Raw genomic sequence first — 15951 nt, forward strand, 5'->3', positions numbered from 1 at the left:
GCGGCGCGAGGCCGCCATTCTACACCGGCCCTTGTTTTGCCGGGCGCGCCCTGTGCTACAGTTGCCGCCTCCACGACCCCACGATCTTCCCATGACCATGCCATCCCGTCCCGCTTTTGCCCGTCCGCGCCTGTTGATCATCGGCTGTGGCGACGTCGGCATGCGCCTGCTGCCGCTGCTGGCCGGGCGTTTTCGCGTGTTTGCCCTGACCAGCCAGCCCGAGCGCTGCGCTGAGCTGCGCGCCGCCGGCGCGGTGCCGGTCGTTGCCGACCTCGACCAGCCCGCCACGCTGGCGCGCCTGCATAATCTGGCGCCGTGGGTGCTGCACCTGGCCCCGCCCCAGCCCGATGGCGATACCGACCGCCGCACGCGCCACCTGGTGGCGGCGCTGGGCGCCGTGCGCCGCATCGTGTACGTGAGCACCAGCGGTGTGTATGGCGATTGTGGCGGGGCGCTGGTGAAAGAGTACCGGCCGGTGGCGCCGAAAAACGGGCGCGCCCGGCGCCGCGTGGACGCCGAGCGCATCCTGCGCGCGTGGGCCCTGGTGGCCGGCGCGACACTGTCGATCCTGCGCGTGCCCGGCATCTACGCCGCCGACCGTCTGCCGCTGCGCCGCCTGGAGCAGGGCACGCCCGCATTGCGGTTTGAGGACGATGTGTACACCAACCATATCCACGCCGACGATCTGGCCCGCATCGTGCTGCAGGCGTTGACACGCGGCCGGTCCGGGCGGGTGTATCACGCGGTCGACGACACGCGCATGAAGATGGCCGATTACTTCGACGCCGTGGCCGACGCCTTCGGCATGCCGCGCTCGCCGCGTCTGCCGCGCGCCGAACTGGCGCAGCTGGTCTCGCCCGTGCTGCTGTCGTATATGTCCGAGTCGCGCCAGCTCGACAACACGCGCTTGCGACGCGAACTGCGCGTGCGCCTGCAGTACCCGGACGTCGCCACGGCGCTGGCGCGCCTGCGGGGCTGATCCGGGCAGTTGCCAGGCCCTTGCTTATGCGCGCTTGCCGGGCGATGCGCAGAACGCGATTTTGCTGGTCATGATGGCCGGCAGGCCCGGCGAGGCGCAGAAGGCGCTCTCCGCGACCTTGGCAGCCGGCTTGCCGGGAGAGGCGCAAAAAGTGATCGCGCGCGCTGCAGTCGCCGGCTTGCCCGGGGACGCACAGAACGCGCTGGCGCCTGCCGGCTTGCCTGGCGACGCGCAGAACGCAGCGTCGCCCCTGACCACCACGCCAAACTCGGCTTCATACAGTTGGCGCATGCGCTCGCCAGCCTGGACATGTTCGCCTTCGGTGCCGGCGGCGATGCCGACATACGGATAGTGATGCAGGAAAAAGCCGAACACGGCTTCGCAGTCGCGTGCGTACTTCATGGTATCGAGGATGTGATAGTGCCAGAAGGTGTCGACATCGACGGATGGCGAAGCGCCGGCATCCGGGTACTTCTTCATCAGGAACAGGAAGCGCCGGTACTCGGTCTCGACGGCATTGGTGCGCGTTTCGGACCAGCCTTCGCCGGATGCCGCGTGCATCAGTTTCATCTTGATCGGGTTCAGGTCAAGCGCCTCGAAAGCAGCGTATTCGGTATGGGTCGACATCGTGTTCACCTCGTCTGGGTTGTGGATGGATCGGGGCATGGGGCCGCTGTCACAGTGTCGGTGCGGGGTATTTCCGTGACGCATTACCGGAAAATTCCGGGGGTGTTGACCTGTGACAGACACAACCATTGTCGTGCGGTGGCTCAGCTCAGCAGTTGCGCTGGATCAAACTTCGGGAGAATGGCCGAGCTCGGGTAAGGGTGGCGGCACCACCCGTCGAACACAAAGGGATGGATCAGGCAGCGATGGGCGAGGTCGGCGTGCTGTCGGTGCGCAGGCCGGGCGTGTACGTGTCGCCCGGCACGTCGGCCACCGGGATTCTGACCACGACCGTGGTGCCGCCGCTGCCGCTGCTGCTGTTGATCGAGAACGAGCCGCCCAGGATGGCGACGCGTTCCTCGATGCCCACCAGGCCGAACGAGCCATGGCGGTTGCGGCTGCCCGGCTGCAGGCCGACGCCGTTGTCGCGGATCGTCATCGTGAGCATGCCGGCATGCTGGTGCAGCGTGATGCCGACCTCGGTGGCACGCGCGTGGCGCGCCACGTTGTTGAGCGATTCCTGCAGGATGCGGAAGAACGCGATGGCGCTGTTGTCGTCAATGCGGTGCTCGCCATCGTCGTCCACCAGCTCGCACGTGATGCCGGTGCGGCGCGCAAAGTCGGCCACCTGCCAGTCAACGGCGGCCGACAGGCCCAGATCGAGCACGTTCGGGCGCAGATCGTTGATGATCTGGCGCACGCTGCGGATCGTGACGTCGATCTGGCGCACCGTGGCTGCGGCGCGCGCGTGCAGGCGCTGCTGCCCGCCGCGGGTGCGGTTGGCCAGCAGTTCCGCTTCGATCTTCAGTGCCAGCAGGTTCTGCGCCAGGTCGTCATGGATTTCGCGTGCAATGCGCTTGCGCTCGCCTTCCTTGATCTGCTCGGCGTGGGCGGCCAGCAGGCGCAGTTTTTCATGGCTGGCCTGCAGCTTGGTCTGCGAGGCGCGCAGCTCGCGCGTCATGTCCTCGGCCATGCGCAGCGCGTTGCGGCGCGACGAGGCCAGCGTCTGGAACAGCGCATACAGCAGCGCGGTGCTCATGCCGGCGGCAAGCGCCGCCAGCCACGGGTAATACAAGTCAAAACGCGTGTACATGGCGGATTTTGGAATGCTGAAGTCGGCACGCCAGACGCGCTGGTTGAACTCGACCGGCAGGCTGGCGGCAAAGATCGCCTCGTCGGCCTGTGGCGGGGCCGGGTTGGGTTGCGTGCGCGTGGCCAGACTGTCGTACAGCACGGCGCGCGGCGGCGCCTCGCCCGGTTCGGGCGCCAGCGCGGTCAGCTCGGTCAGCACCAGACGCACGCCCTGGACCGGGAATTCATCGAGCACCCCGGCCACCAGTGGCGAAATGCCGAAGCCCAGACCGGCCGAGCCGACATAGGCCAGGCGCCGTTCCTCGACGCTGTTGTTGGGCAGGTCGCTGCGGTAGACCGGCAGGCGCAGCGCCAGCGCGCTCTGGTTGGGCCCGGGCCGCAAGGCGATGCGGGTGCCCGAGGCGCTCGAGCTGCCGGTATCGCGCGACACGGCCAGCGAGCGCCGGGTCGCGCCACGCGCTTCCAGGTCCAAACCCAGCCGGTCGAGCAGGTTCGGCGGCAGCGGTTCCATGTAGACCAGCACCGTGTAGGTATCGCGATCGGGCGCCGTCAGCGAGGGGGTGTGCACGACGCCGCGCCGCGCCAGGCGCTTTTGCAACTCGTCGTTCAGCGCCGGCAAGCCATCGGCACGCACCGCGCGCGCATAGTTGATGTTGACGATCCCGGGGAAGTGGCGCTTGATGTCGAGTTCACCGACATACTGGTGGAACTGGGCCGCGCTGGTATCGGGTTCGGACCGGAACAGGCCGGCAACCCCGCGCAGCACGTCGCTGTAGCTCTTCACGCGCGCGTCGATCATGGTCTGGGCGGCGCGTGCCATGGCCCGAAAGCGTGTCTGCGCATCGCTCTCGATCGCCTGCGACGTGGCGACGTAGCCGCCGGCCCCGAACGCCAGCGACAGCACCACGCCGGCGAGCATGGCGGCGGGAATCACGGTCCCGGGTTGGCGGTCTGGATACATGGTCGATCTCACGAACGTGAGGCCCGTTGTGGTGGTGCGCGCGGAGGATGGTTCCACGCTAAGCATTGTCGGCGTTCACCGTAGCTAGCAGGTTTACTAGGTTCGGCAAGTTGATGCCCCCTCAATGACATCACGGCGCCCGGCTCGTTGCGAGCGGGGCGCCGTGGGACAGCTGGCGTGGGGCGGGCCTAGTTGAAGCTCAGCCCGTTGTTGCTGGCGTTACTGACTTTCTTGCCCTTCAGGTCGACCGTGAAATGGTCGCTCGGCTTGGCCGAACCAAGACCCTTGAGGATCGCGAAGACGCCTTTGAACTGCTGCTGGAACGGCACGTGCACCGGGTTCTGGTCGGACGGCTTGTCGCCGATGCGCACGATCGGCGCCGGCGTCGCCGGGAACGCCGACATCAGCACCTTGTACTGGTTCACGCGCGCCTGGCCCATGTCGCGCAGGGCCAGTTCGCCCGCATACACGGTGCGGTGGAAGTCGCCGTAGAACGCGTACGGGGTGAGGTTCGCGAAGTCGTCCAGGCGCAGGCCGGCGGCCGTGGCCAGGCGGTCGGCGCGCACGGTGGCGTCCTGCCAGTCGGTGGCCAGCGTCGACGCGGCAACCGTGGTGCTTGCCGGCGTGCCCGCAGCGGCGCATGCGGCGGTCAACGGCAGCACGCCTGGCGCGTCCTTCAGTTGCGCCAGCGTGACCTTCGTCTGCAATTGCGACAGGATCAGCATCTGCTTGCCGTTCAGGGCCATCGCCGCTTCTTTCATCTCGCATGGCCAGTATTCGTCCATGAAGCGCAGGCGCGACAGTTCGCCGAAGTACTGGTGCGTGAATTCACCATACGAGCGGGTGTCGAGGATGCTGCGGTCCCAGCGCTTGGCGACATCGGCGACCACCGAGCTGCCCTTGAGGTAATCGTTCTCGACCACGTAATGCGGGAACAGTTCGGCAAAGCGCGGCACCGTCGACAGCGGCATGGTCTGGACGTCGATCGTCTCGGCATCCTTGTAGGTGACGACCTTGTAGGCGGCGCCATACACGGCCAGCGACGGCGACTGCACGTTGACGAGGTAGTTGCCGCTGCCGTCGGTGTGGTCGTTGGTGCCGTTGAAGTGCATGTGCCCGCCCACGTGCAGGCGCAGGCCCGTGGCCGCCACGGCATTGGCCACGCTCGCGTCCGGCACGCGCGCCGTCTGGAATGCGCCCGACTTGAACACGTCCTTCATGGCCTGCGTCTGGTTAGCGTAGAAGTCCATGGTCGGATAGTGCGAGAACGCCATCAGCTGCTTGCCTTCGGCTTTGGCGCGCGCGGCGACCGACTTGATGTAATCCATCAGGAACATCTTGTGGGTGATCACCTTGTTCCAGCCGGCGTTACCGGCGCCGTCGAAGCCCTTGAAGCTGGTCGGGTTGGCGGGGTCGAACTTCGCGTTCGGCACGAACACGTTGGCGTCGATCGACAGCAGCCACAGGCCCTTGACCGGCTCGACCAGGTAGGTGGTGTCGATCAGCTTCGTGCATTTGGTGAAGGCTTTGCCCAGCTTGGCCTCTTCCGCAGCTTTATAAGCGCCGCCCGAGCCTTCGGCGCAGATTTCGAATTCACGGCTCTTGCCGCCCGACTGCGCCAGCGCTGCGTCATACGTGTATTTGCCGGCGTCGTACTTGCTGAACGGGGTTTCCCACAGCAGGTCGGCCTTGTTCGGCATGAAGCCGAATTCGCCCATCTTGACCATCAGGCGCTCGGTGCCTTGCTCCATGACCTGATCGGTGCAGATCACCGTCGGATCCTTGGCCAGGCAAGCCGGATTGCCGGTGGCGTAGATTTTCTGCTCCTTGCCGTCCTTGGTCAGAAAGTCGTTCTTGCCCGCTTCGTTGTCGTCGAACGGCTCGACAGGATCGTGGTTGCCGGGCGCGATGAAAAAGCGCATGCCCTTGGCCTGGTACTGCTTCATGATCTCGGCGATGCCGTCGACGTTCATCGGCTGGGCGTCGTCGGTATAGTCGCCCGGCAGCGCGACGACGCGAATGCCCTTGGCATAGGCGTCATCGAGCGCGGCGTAGAAGGCGAAGTAATTTTCGTTGAACAGGCGCGTGGAGGTCAGCTGCGCATACATGGTGCGGATGGTCGCGTTTCTGCCGTCTTTCGTCGGAATACCGGCGAACTGGCTGCTCTTGAAGTCGCCGTAGACGTTCTGGAAGTGGACGTCGCTCATGAAGGCGACGGCGGTGCTTACCGGGGCAGGGGCGGGGGCCGGCGTTTGCACTGGCGGCGTGACGGCGACAGGGGCATCGCTGTCGCCAGGACTGCAGCCTGCCAGCACGGCCAGCAGGGAAAGCGCCGCGCAGGCGGCGGCGCGGTGATGCGTTGGACGGGTCATGCAATTACTCCGGTCATCAAGATGCCCGGAGGATGACATCGCTGCATGACCGGATGGTTACATGGCCGGCTGTAGAACCCGCTGCTTACTTGCCCCAGCTGTCCTTGAGCGTCGTCACCCGGTTGAACACCGGCTTGCCCAGCGTGGAATCGATGCGGTCGGCCACAAAGTAGCCGTGGCGCTCGAACTGGAAGCGCTGGTCGCCCACGGCGTCCTTCAGGCCCGGTTCCAGATACGCGGTGATCGTCTCGAGCGCATTCGGATTGAGTACCGTCTTGAAGTCCTTGCCGCCGGCGTCCGGCTGCGGGTCCAGGAACAGGCGGTCGTACAGGCGCACTTCGGCTTCCAGCGCGCTGGCGGCGCTGACCCACGTGATGTTGCCCTTGACCTTGTAGTTGTCCGCGCCCGGCGTGCCCGACTTCGAATCGTCGAAGTACTTGACGTGCACGGCGGTGACGTTGCCGTCGGCATCCTTGTCGAAGCCCGTGCACTCGACCACGTAGCCATACTTCAGGCGCACGCGGCTGCCCGGCAGGTCGCCCTGCGGCGGCGTGAAGCGGAAGTAGCCTTTCACCGGCGTTTCCATGAAGTCTTCCTGCTCGATCCACAATTCACGCGTGAACGGGAAGGTGCGCTTGCCCATTTCCGGATGGTGCGGGTGCACGGGCGAGCTGCACTCGTGCGACTCGCCTTCAGGGAAGTTGTCGACGATGAGCTTCAACGGGCGCAGCACGGCAATCGCGCGCGGCGCTTTCGGGTCCAGATCGTCACGCAGCGCGCCTTCGAGCGTGCTCATGTCGATCCAGCCGTCGGCCTTCGACACGCCGATGCGCTCGCAGAACAGCTGCAGCGATTCGGGCGTGTAGCCGCGGCGGCGCAGGCCAACGATGGTCGGCATGCGCGGATCGTCCCAACCGGTGACGGTGCCATCGTCGACCAGCGCGCGCAGCTTGCGCTTGGAGGTCACGACATAGGTCAGGTTCAGGCGTGCAAATTCGTACTGGCGCGGCACGGGCTTCCTGAAGAAGCCGCCTTCGGCCAGCGTCTCGACCAGCCAGTCGTAGAACGGGCGGTGATCCTGGAATTCCAGCGTGCACAGCGAGTGCGTGATGTTTTCAATGGCATCCGAGATCGGGTGCGTGTAATCGTACATCGGGTAGATGCACCAGGCGTCGCCCGTGCGATGGTGGTGCGCATGGCGGATGCGGTACAGGGCCGGATCGCGGTTCGTCATGATTGGCGACGACATTGCGTCTTCGCTCATCTTGGCGCGCAGGATGTGCTCGCCGTCCTTGTACTTGCCGGCTTTCATGTCGCGGAACAGCTGCAGCGATTCTTCGACCGGGCGGTCGCGGAAGCGCGAATTGGTGCCCAGCGTGCCGAAATTGCCGCGGTTCTTCGCCATCTCTTCGGCGCTCTGGCTGTCGACGTAGGCTTTCCCGTTCTGGATCAGGTACTCGGCCATCGTGTACAGCTGGTCGAAGTAGTCGCTGGCGTAGTACAGGTGCTCCTGGCCCTCTTGCTGCCACGAGAAACCGAGCCACTTGACGCTGTCGATGATCGTGTCGACGTATTCCTGGTCTTCCTTCTCGGGATTGGTGTCGTCGAAACGCAGGTGGCACAGGCCGCCGTAGTCACGCGCCAGGCCGAAGTTCAGGCAGATCGATTTGGCGTGGCCGATGTGCAGGTAGCCGTTCGGCTCGGGCGGGAAGCGCGTGATCACGGGCGGCAAGCCGTCGCGGGCATGCGTGCCGGCGGCCAGGTCGGATTCGACGATGGCACGCACAAAGTTCGACGACGGTGCGTTGCCCGGCGCCGGGGAATTCTTGTCGTTGCTCATGAGATAGTTCTGGGAGGGTAAGTTGTCGGGCATTTTACCGTAGACGGCGGCCCTGTAGCATGCCCTTGTCGTGACGCCGCCTGCCGCTGCGGCCAGCCGGCAAAAGCGGGCGCCCGCGCCCCGTCGAACCTGTTCTATAGGATAATCCCCGTTTAACGCGTAATTCAATGCCAGACGGCTGATGCCGGGAGAGTTTCTGTTGGAAAATTTATATGCGATCCTCGGCGTGGCCCCGAATGCCACCGACGACGAGATCAAGAAGGTCTACCGCTCGCTGGCCATGCGCTACCACCCGGACCGCAATCAGGCGCCGGGCGCCGAGGCGCGCTTCAAGGCCGTGAGCAAGGCTTACGAGATCCTCTCCGACCGCGCCAGGCGCGACGAATACAACCAGAGCCTGAACCACCGCATCGTGCTCGACGCCGAAGCCGAAGCCTTCGAGCTGTGGCGCTCGCTGTTCGCCCTGAACGGTGTCAATCTGCCCGCGCACTGACGCCCGGGCCGCCCATGCGCCCCGCTAAACACATCTACAGGACATAAAATGAAAAACGTACATCCCGAATTCTCTTTCCAGTCGCGTGAACTGGAAGGCCAGATCGAGGGCACCCTGGGCGACCCGCCGAACCGCAAGAACTACGACATGATGGTGAACGCGCTGGTGTCCGAATACGCCGACGGCGGCGGCATCGACGACGTCAACATGATGGCCTTCGCGCTGGTCGACAAGATCCGCTTTCTGGATGCCAAGGGCCTGATGGGCGAAGCGCTCGACTACGCCGACGGCGACCCGGCCAAGGTGTTCGCCATGGCCGAATGCACGGGCGACGATGGCGCCAAGATGTACGAAGCGATGACGACCAACTTCCCCGAGCTGGCGCGCCAGGCGATCATCACCGCGTTCCTGTTCAAGAACCAGAATCGCTGGGACGATGAAGATCAGTCGCTCGAGCAGCTGGGGCGCAACGACGATGGCGACGATGTCGATGAAGACGGCGAAGCAACCGACGACTTCAGCGGCCTGTTCGACGAAGGAGACCGCGATGAGCGATGATACCGGCAGCAAGAACGAACACCTGCCAGCCCTGACGCAGCAAGTGGGCGACCTGGTCCTGGCCGGCTCGCTCGACCACGCCGAAGAGGTGTTCTCGAAAGCGGCCGACGAGCATGGCGACTACGCCGTGGCGCAGGTGCTGAGCGACCTGCCACCGCAAGTCACGGCGCTGCACCTGGCCGGCTTTGACGGCGGCAAGACGTCGCTGGCCACGATGCTGGTGCCGCCCAAGGCCTGGGCCGACAGCCTGGCCTACATCGCCGCGACCTGGCCCGACAATCTGATCGAGGACGATCCCGAGCGCATCGCCGAAAACCTGTTCAATCACGTCCATGGCGTGGTGTATGCGCAGGACGACGAAGAGCGCCGCAACGAGCTGCTCGAAGCGGCATCGGCCACCGACCATGGCGCGACGATCTTCGCGATCATGTGGTCGCTGGCCCCGCGCGAAATCCTCGAAGTGGCGGGCGAAATCCTGTCCAAGGGCCGTTACGTGAGCGGCCAGACGAGCGCCGACAGCGACATCGTGCCGCTGGCGGTCGATCTGGCCAAGGCCAGCGAAGATGGCTGGGAGCGTTCGCTGCTCGAGCTGTTCCCGGAATTCCGCCACAGCGCCGAGATGGCCGAGATCGAGCTGCCGGACGATCCGGACGAAGAGTCCGAGTTCATGCAGCGCTCGACCCGCGACCTGTTGCTCCGCCTGCGCAAGCAAGTCCCGTCGGTGCGCAGCATGCCGCGCCGCAGCCCGCGCCGCAGCCTGGGCTCGGACATCTTTTCGTGACGGCAGGCCCCAGCATGCTGCCTGCCATTGTCATTGAAAAGCCGCCCCGGCTGATCCGCGCGATCCGGCTGCTGCCGGTCGACGCCACGCCCGATGAAGCGGCGATCCTGGCCGACGAGCTGTCCGGGATCACCGCCATGGTGGCCGAAAAGTTCACCAACGACCGCACCGCCGAAGGCATCGGGCGCGCGCTGCTGTTGACGGTCGGCGGCATCTCGCTGGGCCTGGAACACCTGATCCAGACCGAGGAAGAGGGCGACCTCGATGCGCTCGACATCCTGATCGGGGAGGGCGCCGAGCACGCGTTCCAGGCGGGCTTTCGCCTGATCCGCGAGCTGGCTGCGCTGCCCGAGGACAGCCTGGTGAGCGAGTACGATCTCGATCCGATCTATGCGCAGCGCCGTCTGAAAGAACTGTTCGTCGACATCTGCACGGCCGATCCGGGCGAAACGTGGTCGGGCTACGAGCGTTATCTGGGCCAGGTGCGCCAGCGCCAGGAAGTCCAGGCGGTCGTCAAGGCCGCCGAGTGGCTGCGCAAGCATCACTACGAGGGCGCGGTCGTCGATCCGGATCTGAATGCCGAAGGCGTGATCGCGATGGCCATCATCTTCGCGGCCGAAGGCGGCGCGCGCATCACGGCGCGCACCGGTCAGCGCGAGTTCGAACGCTTCGTCAAGGCGGTGCGCAAGCACAATCCCGATTTCGAAGCCGGCTGGGCCGAGCTGATGGCCCGCGTGCCGCCGGCGCATCAACCGGTGATTGCCGCGCGCATCGCGACCTACCGCGCCAGTTGCACAGTGCTGCAATTGATTGGCACGACGGCGACGATGAAGCAGCTGTTTGCCGAAATGGAAAACTACGCCGGGTCGGAGCTCGATCCCGAGTACCCGTGAAGGCTGGCCGGTGACCACCTCAGGCGTGCGCATTGCCGCTGGCAGCGTGGCGTTCCGGCGCATCAACCGCGCGATGGCGTTTGGCGGCTTTTCGACCTTCGCGCTGCTGTATTGCGTGCAGCCCTTGATGCCATTGCTTGGCCGCGACTTCGGGTTGTCCCCCGCGCAGAGCAGCCTGGTGCTGTCGGTGGCAACGGCCATGCTGGCTCTCGCGCTGCTGGGCTCCAGCAACGTCGCCGAGCGCTTCGGGCGCAAGAAAGTCATGGTCGGCTCGATGCTCAGCGGCGCGGTGCTGACGCTGGGCTGCGCGTTTGCGTCCGATTACATTCACCTGGTGGCGCTGCGCGCCGGCATGGGCCTGATGCTGGGCGGCTTGCCGGCCGTGGCGATGGCTTACCTGGGCGACGAGATCGAACCGACGTCCCTTGGCCTGTCGATGGGCATGTACATCAGCGGCAGCGCCTTTGGCGGCATGACGGGGCGGGTACTATCGGCCTTCATCAGCGATTTCGCCTCGTGGCGCATCGCGCTTGGCGTGCTGGGCGCTGCCGGGCTGTACGCGGCGTGGGAATTTTCGCGCAGCCTGCCGGTCTCGCGCCATGGCGCAACGCTGCCGGCGCGCGGCCCCGGCTTCATTGCCGGTGTGCGCATTCACTTGCGCGATCCGGGGCTGCCGTGGCTGTTTGCGCTGTCGTTCCTGTTGATGGGCGCCTTCATCACGTTGTACAACTATATCGGTTACCGGTTGCTGGCTGCGCCGTTCAATCTGCGCCCGAGCGCGGTGGGCCTTCTGTCGCTGCTGTACCTGCTGGGCATCGTCAGTTCGATGTGGGCCGGCAAGCTGGCCGACCGGCTCGGAAGGCGCAACGTGCTGTGGCTCATGATGGGGTTGATGATCACCGGCTTGTTGATCACACTGGTCGATTCGCTGGTGGCGATCGTGCTGGGCGTGGGCCTGGCGACGTTCGGCTTCTTTGCCTCGCACTCGGTGGCGAGCAGCTGGGTGGGACGGCGCGCACGGGCGCCACAGGCGCTGGCCTCGGGCATCTACCTGTTCTTCTATTACCTGGGGTCGAGCGTGGTGGGCTGGTCGGGCGGGTATGTCTACGAGCACTGGGGCTGGACCGGTGTCGTAAGCTTGCTGGCGGGACTGCTGGGCGTGGGCTTGGGGATTGCGTTGCATCTCCGGCGGCTGGCACCGTTGCCGATTAACTACTAGCGAGCAAAACTATCGGGGCAATGCAGGGGCAATGCAGGGGCAATACAGAGGCAATGCAGGGGCAATACAGAGGCAAGACCGGTGCGGTGCGACGCGTGAAAAGCGGCGCACAAGTAAAAACGCCACGCTGCGAAGCGTGGCGTTGTGCGATCAGCGGCGTGCTGCGCGGTTTTGCGGGCGCGGTGCGCCGTTGGTTTTGCCAAGGTGACGGAAGGTGATCCGGCCCTTGCTCAGGTCGTACGGCGACAGTTCGAGGCTGACCTGGTCGCCGGCGATGATGCGGATGTGGTTCTTGCGCATCTTGCCCGAGGTGTAAGCGATCAGCTTGTGGCCGTTTTCGCAGTCGATACGATAACGCGAGTCCGGCAGCACTTCAGCCACGACGCCATTCATTTCGATGAGTTCTTCTTTTGCCATGATGGAGCTCCTGTAAATTTTAATATTGGGTAATCACACCAGCCTGGCGCGCGGCGCACGGGCTGGCGGATGATGCGGCCCGCATGAAGCAGGCGGTGTCAGGATGGGAATAATATTACTTCGCTGGGTGTTGCGGCCCGTGTGCCATCTCGTGCCGTGGCGTCGCGCTTTGCGCGAATCATTTGTCCACAGGAACACGATATGGGGACGGTAGTAGAATTTTCCAGTGGCAATCTCGTGTTGTCATTCCTGAAACTTTGTAATCGTGAAGGAGTGATCGATGCCATACAAGCGATAGTGTAGCACGGTTGCCGGTCTGCGGTTCATGCACAGCCCTAATGACGATATAATCTGCCCAACTTCCGTTGCAAAAAGCAACGCTTTTCATCAGGTCTTTCGCGTGGCGCAATTGCGCACGTGTGCATCGGCCGATTTCCCTGGGCTGCTTTCATGAACGACAGCGCTTCCGACAACGTGACGGGCCGCATTTCCACCGGTATCTCGGGTCTCGACGACATCCTGGGTGGCGGCCTGACGCCGCAACGCGTGTATCTCGTCGAAGGCTCGCCCGGCGCCGGCAAGACCACACTTGGTCTGCAGTTCCTGCTCGACGGACTGGCGCGCGGTGAAGCCGGCCTGTATGTCACCTTGTCCGAAACTGCCGATGAGCTTGTTGCGGTCGGTCAAAGCCATGGCTGGGACCTGGGCGCGCTGTCGATCTACGAGCTGGCGGGAGAAGACGATCTTGATGTCGATGCGCAACAGTCCGTCTTTCACCCGTCGGAAATCGAGCTGGGTGAAACCACGCGCAAGGTGATGGACCGGGTCGACGAACTGCGTCCGGTACGGGTGGTGTTCGACAGCCTGTCCGAAATGCGCCTGCTGGCCCAGAATCCGCTGCGTTACCGGCGCCAGATTCTCGCGCTCAAGCAATTTTTCACGGCGCGTGACTGCACCGTGTTGCTGCTCGACGACAAGACCAGCCAGTCCGACCAGCACCTGCACAGCATTGCCCATGGCGTCATCAGCCTGGAACAGATTGCCCGCGACTACGGCAAGGAGCGGCGCCGCGTCAATATCATCAAGATGCGCGGCATCCGCTTTCGCGGCGGCTTTCATGACTATGCGCTCGACACGGGCGGCATCACGATGTACCCGCGCCTGGTGGCTGCCGAGCACGTGCGCGATTTCGTGCCGCTGGTCGGCTCGAGCGGCTCCGACGGCTTCGACGCACTGCTTGGCGGCGGCCTGATTCGCGGTACCAACACCTTGATTGTCGGGCCGTCCGGCATCGGCAAGACCACGCTGTCCACCCGCTGCCTGCTGGCTGCGCTCGAGCGTGGCGAAAAGGCGGCGTATTACCTGTTCGACGAAGGCCTGGGCACCTTTTTTGCCCGCAGCACGCAACTGGGGCTGGACCTGCGGCCCTACCTGGCCTCTGGCCAACTCGCGATGTGCCACTTCGATCCGGCCGAACTCTCGCCGGGCGAATTCGCGCAGCTGCTGCGCGACGCGGTCGAACAGCAGGGCACGCGCTTCATGGTGATCGACAGCCTGAATGCCTACCTGCAGGCGATGCCGGGCGAACAGTTCCTGACGCTGCAGATGCACGAGTTGCTGTCTTACCTGAACCAGCAGGGCGTGACGACCGTGATGATCCTGGGCCAGCACGGCCTGATGGCCGAGGCCCGCACCGACATCGACCTCAGTTACCTGAGCGACAGCACGGTGCTGATGCGCTTTTTTGAAGCGAGCGGCAATGTGCGGCGCGCCATCAGCGTGATCAAGAGCCGCACCACGCAGCACGCGCAGACGATCCACGAACTGCAACTGGGCGAGGGCGGGGTGCGCATCGGCGCGCCGCTGGTCGGTTTCGAGGGTGTGCTGACCGGCATCCCCAACTACCGCGGCGCCACGCCCATGATGGATCCGGTCGCAGATGCCGGGCAATAACCAGCCGCGCAGCGCGCACGAAGAGCGCATCCTGATTTTCGCGCCGCGCGGACGCGATGCCGAGGTCATGGCGTCGGTACTGCAGCGCGATGGCCTCGAGTGCAGGGCGTTCACCGACTTTGCCCGTCTGGGCGCGGCGATCGCAGAAGGCGCCGGCGCAGCCATCCTGGCCGAAGAAGCGCTGCAGAACGTCGATGCCAGGGCCTTGCACGCCTGGCTCGAGGCGCAGGCGCCATGGTCCGATTTTCCGTTTATCGTGCTGCTGGCCAAGGCGATCGGCCTGCAGCAGGGCGCGGCCCGCGAGCGCCTGGGCGACTACGGCAACGTGATCCTGCTCGAACGCCCGCTCAATGCGCAGACGCTGCGCAGTGCCAGTATCTCGGCCCTGCGCGCGCGCCGCCGCCAGTACCAGGCACGCGATGTACTGGCCGACCGCGAGCGCACGGCGCAAAGCCTGCACGACAGCCGGCAGGAACTCGTCGCCCTGAATGAAACGCTCGAATCGCGCATCGACGAGCGCACGCGCGCGCTGGCCCAGGCCAACGACCGCCTGATGAACGAGATCATCGAGCGCGAACGCGTGCAGCAGGCGATGGCGCAGTACCAGAAAATGGAAGCGGTCGGGCGCCTGACCGGCGGCATTGCGCACGACTTCAACAACCTGCTCAATGTGGTCCAGGGCAGCATGGACCTGATCCTGTTGATGTCGAAAGACGACGTGGCCAAGGGCCGCGCCGAGATCGCGCGCCGTGCCTGCCAGCGCGGCGGCAAGCTCACGAGCCAGTTGCTGGCGTTCGCGCGCAACCAGAGCCTCGATCTGCGCGAAACCGACATCGGCCTGTTGTTCGACGGCGTGCGCGAACTGGTGGCCAGCTCCGTCGGTTCGGCCATCCGGCTGCGCTTTGCCGTGGATCAGGACTGCACCGCGGTGCTGGCCGATGGCAACCAGATGGAGATGGCCTTGCTGAACCTGGCCATCAATGCGCGCGACGCGATGCCGGGCGGCGGCGAGCTGGTATTTGCGGCCGGCCTGTCTGCGCCGCCGGCGGGCCTGCTGGCCGACGGCGACTACGTGCGCATCGCCGTGACCGACAGCGGCGAAGGCATGGCGCCGGAACTGGTGGCCAAGGTGTTCGAGCCATTCTTCACGACCAAGGGCGTCAAGGGTACCGGGCTGGGCCTGAGCCAGGTGTACGGCATGGCGCAGCAATCGGGCGGCGCGGCGCGCATCGTCAGCGAGCAGGGCGTGGGCACCACGGTGGAAATCTGGCTGCGCGCCGCCACCAATCTGGACGAGGCCGAGCCGGCGCCGGTCGCGCAGATGCCGGTGGCAAGCCAGCCGGCGCGCATCCTGATCGTGGAAGACGACGACTTCGTGCGCGCCTCGATGGTGTCGTCGCTCGAAGCGCTCGGCCACAAAGTGACGCAGGCGGCCGACGGCGAAGCGGGCCTGGCGGCCCTGCAACGGGCGCGTCCGGAGCTCCTGATTACGGACTACCTGATGCCTGGCATGACCGGCGCCGACCTGATGGTGCGCACGCGCGCCATGTTCCCTGGCCTGCCAATGATCATCGCTACCGGCTACGCCGACATGAAGGCGATCGAGCAGGTGATCGGCGACGACATCGTGCTGCGCAAACCGTTCCAGCTGGCCGAACTCGCGGTGAGTGTCGGCCAGGCCCTTGACCGCCAGCGCCAGCGCGACAGCGCGGCACTCGTATGAATGC

13 protein-coding genes are annotated in these 15951 nt (G+C 65.2%); 8 read left to right on the forward strand and 5 right to left on the reverse strand.

All coding sequences use genetic code 11. The annotated features are described in order from the left end of the window. Positions 1-91 precede the first annotated feature (91 nt). Positions 92-979, forward strand: coding sequence for an NAD(P)H-binding protein (locus tag AC56LH_RS03030; RefSeq protein WP_499643942.1), 888 nt, complete (start codon positions 92-94; stop codon positions 977-979). A gap of 24 nt (positions 980-1003) precedes the next feature. Here AC56LH_RS03030 and AC56LH_RS03035 read toward each other — a convergent pair whose 3' ends face one another. From AC56LH_RS03035 to AC56LH_RS03050, 4 genes are all read right to left on the reverse strand, one after another. Further along, complete coding sequence (locus tag AC56LH_RS03035; RefSeq protein ID WP_499643944.1) at positions 1004-1606, reverse strand: glycine-rich domain-containing protein; 603 nt, start codon at positions 1604-1606, stop codon at positions 1004-1006. Positions 1607-1841: 235 nt separating this feature from the next. Continuing rightward, the gene (locus tag AC56LH_RS03040; protein WP_499643946.1) at positions 1842-3698 is read right to left on the reverse strand and encodes a CHASE domain-containing protein; all 1857 of its coding nucleotides are present in this window, start codon (positions 3696-3698) and stop codon (positions 1842-1844) included. A gap of 188 nt (positions 3699-3886) precedes the next feature. Beyond that, positions 3887-6070 carry a metallophosphoesterase gene (locus AC56LH_RS03045; protein ID WP_499643948.1) on the reverse strand — a complete coding sequence of 728 codons (2184 nt, stop codon included), beginning with the start codon at positions 6068-6070 and terminating at the stop codon, positions 3887-3889. An 85-nt stretch (positions 6071-6155) separates the two neighbouring features. Continuing rightward, positions 6156-7910, reverse strand: coding sequence for a glutamine--tRNA ligase/YqeY domain fusion protein (locus AC56LH_RS03050; protein ID WP_499643950.1), 1755 nt, complete (start codon positions 7908-7910; stop codon positions 6156-6158). A 199-nt stretch (positions 7911-8109) separates the two neighbouring features. Here AC56LH_RS03050 and AC56LH_RS03055 point away from each other — a divergent pair, with 199 nt between their 5' ends. From AC56LH_RS03055 to AC56LH_RS03075, 5 genes are read left to right on the forward strand one after another with little or no spacing between them, the layout of a single operon-like run. Then, a complete protein-coding gene (locus AC56LH_RS03055; protein ID WP_332530403.1) occupies positions 8110-8403 on the forward strand; it encodes a DnaJ domain-containing protein in 294 nt (97 codons plus the stop codon). Between the two features lie 48 nt (positions 8404-8451). Then, positions 8452-8961 carry a hypothetical protein gene (locus AC56LH_RS03060; protein ID WP_332530404.1) on the forward strand — a complete coding sequence of 170 codons (510 nt, stop codon included), beginning with the start codon at positions 8452-8454 and terminating at the stop codon, positions 8959-8961. Then, positions 8951-9742, forward strand: a complete 792-nt coding sequence (locus AC56LH_RS03065; RefSeq protein WP_183549872.1) for a hypothetical protein — start codon at positions 8951-8953, stop codon at positions 9740-9742. The genes AC56LH_RS03060 and AC56LH_RS03065 overlap by 11 nt, the downstream gene beginning before the upstream one ends. 14 nt (positions 9743-9756) lie before the next feature. Beyond that, positions 9757-10635 (forward strand): hypothetical protein, encoded by an 879-nt coding sequence (locus tag AC56LH_RS03070; RefSeq protein ID WP_499643952.1) that lies wholly within the window; start codon positions 9757-9759, stop codon positions 10633-10635. Between the two features lie 10 nt (positions 10636-10645). Next, positions 10646-11854, forward strand: a complete 1209-nt coding sequence (locus AC56LH_RS03075) for an MFS transporter (RefSeq protein WP_499643954.1) — start codon at positions 10646-10648, stop codon at positions 11852-11854. Between the two features lie 150 nt (positions 11855-12004). Here the strand turns inward: AC56LH_RS03075 and infA are convergent, their stop codons facing one another. Further along, the gene (gene infA, locus AC56LH_RS03080; RefSeq protein WP_482897817.1) at positions 12005-12271 is read right to left on the reverse strand and encodes a translation initiation factor IF-1; all 267 of its coding nucleotides are present in this window, start codon (positions 12269-12271) and stop codon (positions 12005-12007) included. A 450-nt stretch (positions 12272-12721) separates the two neighbouring features. Here infA and AC56LH_RS03085 point away from each other — a divergent pair, with 450 nt between their 5' ends. Together AC56LH_RS03085 and AC56LH_RS03090 are read left to right on the forward strand one after the other, a co-directional pair. Next, positions 12722-14224 carry an ATPase domain-containing protein gene (locus tag AC56LH_RS03085; RefSeq protein ID WP_499643956.1) on the forward strand — a complete coding sequence of 501 codons (1503 nt, stop codon included), beginning with the start codon at positions 12722-12724 and terminating at the stop codon, positions 14222-14224. Next, a complete protein-coding gene (locus AC56LH_RS03090; protein WP_499643958.1) occupies positions 14211-15947 on the forward strand; it encodes a response regulator in 1737 nt (578 codons plus the stop codon). The genes AC56LH_RS03085 and AC56LH_RS03090 overlap by 14 nt, the downstream gene beginning before the upstream one ends. Positions 15948-15951 lie beyond the last annotated feature (4 nt).

This window comes from Telluria sp. LT1R51-2 (assembly GCF_059685775.1).

Coding starts and splice junctions, on each gene's coding strand:
- AC56LH_RS03030 (WP_499643942.1), top strand. CDS start 92: ATGACCATGCCATCCCGTCCCGCTTTTGCCCGTCCGCGCCTGTTGATC.
- AC56LH_RS03035 (WP_499643944.1), bottom strand. CDS start 1,606: ATGTCGACCCATACCGAATACGCTGCTTTCGAGGCGCTTGACCTGAAC.
- AC56LH_RS03040 (WP_499643946.1), bottom strand. CDS start 3,698: ATGTATCCAGACCGCCAACCCGGGACCGTGATTCCCGCCGCCATGCTC.
- AC56LH_RS03045 (WP_499643948.1), bottom strand. CDS start 6,070: ATGACCCGTCCAACGCATCACCGCGCCGCCGCCTGCGCGGCGCTTTCC.
- AC56LH_RS03050 (WP_499643950.1), bottom strand. CDS start 7,910: ATGAGCAACGACAAGAATTCCCCGGCGCCGGGCAACGCACCGTCGTCG.
- AC56LH_RS03060 (WP_332530404.1), top strand. CDS start 8,452: ATGAAAAACGTACATCCCGAATTCTCTTTCCAGTCGCGTGAACTGGAA.
- AC56LH_RS03065 (WP_183549872.1), top strand. CDS start 8,951: ATGAGCGATGATACCGGCAGCAAGAACGAACACCTGCCAGCCCTGACG.
- AC56LH_RS03070 (WP_499643952.1), top strand. CDS start 9,757: ATGCTGCCTGCCATTGTCATTGAAAAGCCGCCCCGGCTGATCCGCGCG.
- infA (WP_482897817.1), bottom strand. CDS start 12,271: ATGGCAAAAGAAGAACTCATCGAAATGAATGGCGTCGTGGCTGAAGTG.
- AC56LH_RS03085 (WP_499643956.1), top strand. CDS start 12,722: ATGAACGACAGCGCTTCCGACAACGTGACGGGCCGCATTTCCACCGGT.
- AC56LH_RS03090 (WP_499643958.1), top strand. CDS start 14,211: ATGCCGGGCAATAACCAGCCGCGCAGCGCGCACGAAGAGCGCATCCTG.